The sequence below is a fragment of the Flavobacterium sp. genome, assembly GCF_035760125.1.
Lineage (GTDB): Bacteria > Bacteroidota > Bacteroidia > Flavobacteriales > Flavobacteriaceae > Flavobacterium.
In genome coordinates, this window is sequence record NZ_DASTTN010000359.1 from 1 (window position 1) to 5,964 (window position 5,964).

The window sequence follows — 5,964 nt, forward strand, 5'->3', positions numbered from 1 at the left end:
CCGCAATATTCATGGCAAAAAGAAAAGGAATCTTTAGCGAAAGCAAAATTCAACACTATTCTTTCTAGCTCCCAAAAAGAAAAGGAAAATCAATTAGCTCAATTAATAGCCAAAAAGAAAGCAGTTTATAACGATTTGATCTACTCCAATTTATTGGCAAAATTAGTTCTTACGCTACAGAACAACTCTCGAATCGCAGCCGAAGGTTTGAAACACGACGGTATTTTTCCGAGTTACAATTACGAATGGTTTAATGGATTTTGGGCATGGGACAGCTGGAAACATGCAGCTGCCGTTACAAATTACAACCCTGAATTGGCAAAAAACCAAATGCGTGCCTTATTTGATTATCAAAAACAAAATGGCTTTATTCCAGATTGTGTTTATAGAGACACCCTAATCGAACCTAATAATTACAGAAATACGAAAGCGCCACTGGCAGCATGGGCGGTTTGGAAAATTTATGAGCAAACAAAAGATACTGATTTCTTAAAAGAATTATATCCTAAACTTAAACTATATCACAATTGGTGGTACAAAGATCGCGATCACGACCAAGACGGGCTATGTGAATTTGGTTCGACAGATGGAACTTTAATCGCGGGAAAATGGGAAAGCGGTATGGACAATGCCGTTCGTTTTGACGACAGTCAGCTGCTAAAAAATGGAGAAAATGCATATTCGATAGATCAGGAAAGTGTTGATTTGAATTCGTATTTATATGCCGAAAAAAACTATCTGAGTAAGATGGCTCAGGTTTTAAAACTACCGGAAGAATCCAAAAAATGGCAAGATGAAAGTGTTGCATTAAAGGCAAAAATCCAAAACCAATTTTGGGATGCTGGCACTGGTTGGTTTTATGACACGTCCATTGATGGAAAATCCCTTGTGAAAGTGATGGGCTGTGAAGGCTATATTCCCATATGGGCAGAAGTTGCCACTGCTGAACAAGCCAAGATGATCAAAGATAATATGCTTGATCCCCTTACTTTCAATACGTTTATTCCTTTACCAACATTGGCTGCCAATCATCCAAAATTCAAACCCGAAGGTGGTTATTGGAGAGGTCCAATTTGGCTCGATCAAAGTCAATTTGCGATAAATGGATTAGAAAAATATGGCTATATCTCCGAGGCAAATCAATTCGCACACAAACTCATTTACAATGCCGATGGTGTCTTAGGAAAAGGAGAAGCCATTCGTGAAAACTATCAACCTATAACCGGAAAAGGATTGGAATCTTATAATTTCAGCTGGTCGGCGGCGCATTACATGATGCTTCTTTTAAAAGATTAAAACTTAAAATTCTTTTCTAAAATTGAAACCCTATTTAAAAAACTAAACATGAACAACCCAATTGCCTTTATTACTAAACCGTTATTCACATTCTTACTTATACTAACTTGCTATTCATTTCCCGTATTGGCACAAGAAATAAAAGGTTCCTCTCCGGATAAAAAAAGCCCGCAACGCTTTTTTTCAAAACCCGATTTAATGCAAATTGGAGTTTATTATTATCCCGAGCAATGGCCAAAAGAACAATGGGAACGCGATTTGAATAACATCAAAAAATTAGGTTTTGAATTTACTCATTTTGCTGAGTTTGCCTGGAGTTTTATGGAACCCGAAGAAGGAAAGTACGATTTCAAATGGCTTGATGAATCTTTGGCTTTAGCCGAAAAAGCAGGTTTGAAAGTCATTCTTTGCACGCCAACACCAACTCCACCGGCCTGGATGGGAGAAAAATATCCCGAAATTTATTTGGTGGATGCAACTGGCCGTCGTAGAGAACACGGAAACAGGGCCAACCAATCGGTTTCTAATGAAAAATACCGAGAATTTGTAGCCAAAATTGTTACGGAACTTGGAAAAAGATACGGAAAAAACAAAAACGTGATAGGTTGGCAAGTAGATAACGAACCTGGAGCGCCAGAAGATTTTAGTCCATCGGCGCAAAAAGCATTCAGAAATTGGCTTAAAGCCAAATACGGAACAATCGAAAAACTGAATACAGAATGGGTGACCAGTTTCTGGAGTATTCGTTATAATAATTTTGAGCAAATTGCGATTCCGAATGCAGAAATCTATAATGAAGACAAATTGAGTCCTCACGCAGTCTTAGATTTTAAACGATTTACGGCTGATTCGCAAGCGGAGTATTTGAACGTACAAGCAGAAATCCTTAGAAAATACATCGATCCAAAACAATGGATTACGACTAATTACACCAATGTTGTTTATGGTGCAGATCCCCGAAGAACTGACAAAATGGATTTTGCAACTTACACCATGTACCCGGTTAGTGGTCAAAATCCTTTGGGCGGCAATAGTTTTAGAATGGGTTCTCCAACAAAAATATCGGAAGCAAATGATTATTATCGCTCTATAAATGGCGTAACAGGCGTTATGGAAATGCAACCTGGGCAAGTAAATTGGGCATACATTAATCCGCAATTGTTACCCGGAACGGTTCACATGTGGTTATCACAAGCTTTTGGTGGAGGCTGTTCCTTTGCCTGCACCTACAGATACAGACATCCGCTTGGGAGTAGCGAAATGTATCATGACGGAATCGTAGGAACCGATGGCGTAACACTTTCTTCTGGAGGAAAAGAATTTGTACAATCCATTGCCGATATGAAATTACTGCGCAAGGAATACAACCCAAAAGCGGTAATCCCGAAAGAAATTGCCATAAGAAAAACGGCTTTTTTGTGGAGTCATGAAAACCTTTGGGATCTGGAAAATCAAAAACAGACCGAATTTTGGAATACTTGGAAACACAGAAATACTTATACTACTGCCATAAAATCTACTGGCGCTCCAATGGATTTTGTAACTGAGGAGGATGATTTTTCTGCCTATCCGTTTATGGTCGCACCAGCCTATCAACTTATTGATCAAAAATTAGTGGACAAATGGACGAAATATGTAGAAAACGGAGGGAATTTAATCTTGACCTGTCGTACAGGTCAAAAAGATAAAAACGGACATTTTTTTGAAGCCAATTGGAATGCCCCGATTGTTCCGTTAATAGGTGCCGATGTAGAGTTTTTTGATATGTTGGCAGCCAATGTAAACGGCGCCATAAAAGCTGGAGACAATACCTATGAATGGAACACTTGGGCAGATGTATTAAAACCAAAACCCGGAACTGAAGTTTTGGCAACCTATTCCGATCAGTTTTACAAAGACAAAGCAGCGGCTGTTACCCGAAAATTAGGAAAAGGAACCATTACTTACATTGGCGTAGAAAGCAAAGACGGAAAATTGGAAAGACAAATTGTTCGTTCCGTTTATGAAAGAGCCAAAATCTCAATAGAAGATTTGCCAAAAGGAGTATTTATAGAATGGAGAGATGGATTTTTCGTGGGAGTCAATTACACAAACGATCCCATAAATTTACCAATTCCCCAAGGCAGCAAAATTTTGGTGGGAGAGAATCCATTACAGCCGGCGCAAGCTATTATTTGGAAATAAAAATCACGACACAAAAAATATTTTAATACAACAGAACGATGAAATGCACTGAAGCCCACATTCAACAATTAGCAAAAGAACATTACGGATTATCCGTTACCGCAAAAATGTTAAATGGTTATGATGAGTTGAATTATTTACTAACCGATACGAATAACAAGCGGTTTATATTAAAAGTTTCCGACGATATACAACCTTATCCTTTTTTGGATGCACAGGTTAAAATCATTAAACATTTATCGAATAGTCCTTTAGCCTCAAAATTTCAGCAGTTTTGCATCAATAAACAAGGAAATGAATTAACTCCCATTACAGAAGACGGAAAAAAATATTACTTGCGCATCCTAAGTTTTCTTGAGGGTTGTTTTTGGGTTGAAAAGACAAACAAATCAATAGAGCTATACCAAAATTTGGGAAACTTTATGGGCACTATGGATCAATCACTTCAAGATTTTTCGCATACCGCAATGCACCGTCAATACACTTGGGACATTAGCAGAGCCAGTGACGCAAATGATAAATTGAAGTATATAAAAAAGCATGAAAAAAGAAGAATAGCCAGTTATTTTCTTTTGCAATTTGATACCGAAGTGCTTCCGCTCATACACACCTTGCGACATGCTTATGTGCATAATGATGCCAATGATTACAATATATTGGTAGATGAAACCAATGTAACCGGTCTAATTGATTTTGGCGACATGGTCTATACCGCTTTGATTAATAATCTTGCTGTAGCTTGCACGTATGCAATGCTTGCCAATGAAGATCCGCTTACGGCAGCTTCATTAGTTGTCAAAGGATATCATGAATCCTATCCGCTTACCATTCAAGAATTGGATTTATTGTATTATTTAATTGCCGGAAGATTGTGCATCAGCGTAACCCAATCGGCGTACAATGGTTCATTAGACACTAATAATGAACATCATTTTATAACCGAAAAACCAGCTTGGGATTTATTGTATCAACTCATCAAAATCAATCCTATCAAAGCGCAAGATACTTTCAGAAAAGTATGTGGTTTTGATGCCGTAATTAATGAGAAAGATTATTCGGATTTATTACAAAAGCGTCAAAAAAATGTGGGGCGAAACCTGAGCATTGGTTATAAAGAAAATCTAAAAATCGTAAAAGGTGCACTTCAATATTTATATGATGATAAAGGAAGAACCTTTGTGGATTGTGTAAATAATCCTTCACATGTGGGGCATTGTCATCCTGTTGTGGTTCGCAGAATGCAAAAACAAATTGCGACTCTTAATACCAATACTCGATACTTAAACGACACCATTTTAGAATATGCCGAAAAACTCACAGCTACTTTACCACCCGCTTTAAGCGTTTGCTATTTTGTGAATTCGGGAAGTGAAGCCAATGATTTGGCGATACGAATGAGTCGTCATTTCACCAAACAAAAAGACATTATTGTCCTAGACCATGCCTATCACGGAACCTCAACGGTTGCCATGGAAATGAGCCCATATAAATTTGATAGCAAAGGAGGTTCTGGAAAAATGCCTTGGATACACAAAGCAATAAACCCAGATCTTTACAGAGGCCCTTTCAAATACGGAGATGAAAATGCAGGTGAAAAATACGCTGCTGATGTGCAACGCATTATTGAAGATTTACAGAAAGAAGGTAAAGCACCCGCTGTATTTATTTGCGAAACTTTATTGGGTGTTGGGGGTCAAATTCCATTACCTAAAAATTATTTAAAAACGGTTTATAATCATGTGCGAAAAGCGGGAGGTATTTGCATCGCCGATGAAGTGCAGGTTGGTTTTGGTAGAGTGGGTGATACTTTTTGGGGATTTGAACTTCAAGATGTGGTTCCGGACATTGTTGTATTGGGGAAACCCATTGGTAACGGCCATCCATTGGCCGCTGTAATTGTTACCAATGAAATAGCCGATTCCTTCAATAACGGTTTGGAATATTTCAATACTTTTGGTGGCAATCCAGTATCGATGACAGCAGGTCTGGCTGTTTTGGATGTGATTCAAGAAGAAGAAATGCAGGAACATGCCAAAGAAGTTGGTAATTACTTGATGGATGGATTAAGAGAATTAATGCACAAATACCCTATCATTAGCGACGTTCGTGGGCATGGCCTATTCATAGGTGCGGAAATGGTGAAAGACAGAATAACGATGGAACCCGCTCTTCCGGAAATTGATATTGTTGTCGAAAAAATGAAAGAGAAAGGGTATCTTTTGAGTACAGATGGGCCTTTACACAACGTCCTAAAAATAAAACCACCAATGCCTTTCAATAAACAAAATGCAGATGAAATGGTACAGTTTTTAGATGTAATTTTAAGTGAAATAAAAATTCAACAATAGTTCAACATATTTTACATACACACCAATTATGAAAAACGGAATAGGCGGATCTACTGCACAAATTGAATTAGACAAAATAACAAATAGAACCCAGGGAGTTCAGCCCATACAATTGGAAGAATACCAAGCTCGTATA

Annotated in this window: 3 protein-coding genes; all 3 read left to right on the forward strand. The window is 38.0% G+C overall.

Features of this window, described 5'->3' with window-relative positions:
* The coding region (locus VFS71_RS12850) for an MGH1-like glycoside hydrolase domain-containing protein (RefSeq protein ID WP_326401696.1) at positions 1-1,296 on the forward strand (1,296 nt) is incomplete at its 5' end.
* Positions 1,297-1,344: 48 nt separating this feature from the next.
* Positions 1,345-3,480 carry a beta-galactosidase gene (locus tag VFS71_RS12855; RefSeq protein ID WP_326401697.1) on the forward strand — a complete coding sequence of 712 codons (2,136 nt, stop codon included), beginning with the start codon at positions 1,345-1,347 and terminating at the stop codon, positions 3,478-3,480.
* A 38-nt stretch (positions 3,481-3,518) separates the two neighbouring features.
* Positions 3,519-5,828, forward strand: a complete 2,310-nt coding sequence (locus VFS71_RS12860) for an aminotransferase class III-fold pyridoxal phosphate-dependent enzyme (protein WP_326401698.1) — start codon at positions 3,519-3,521, stop codon at positions 5,826-5,828.
* The last annotated feature ends 136 nt before the right edge of the window (positions 5,829-5,964 follow it).

What these genes read in the sequence shown, in the direction of transcription:
- VFS71_RS12860 (WP_326401698.1), top strand. Translation starts at nt 3,519, where the DNA reads ATGAAATGCACTGAAGCCCACATTCAACAATTAGCAAAAGAACATTAC.
- VFS71_RS12855 (WP_326401697.1), top strand. Translation starts at nt 1,345, where the DNA reads ATGAACAACCCAATTGCCTTTATTACTAAACCGTTATTCACATTCTTA.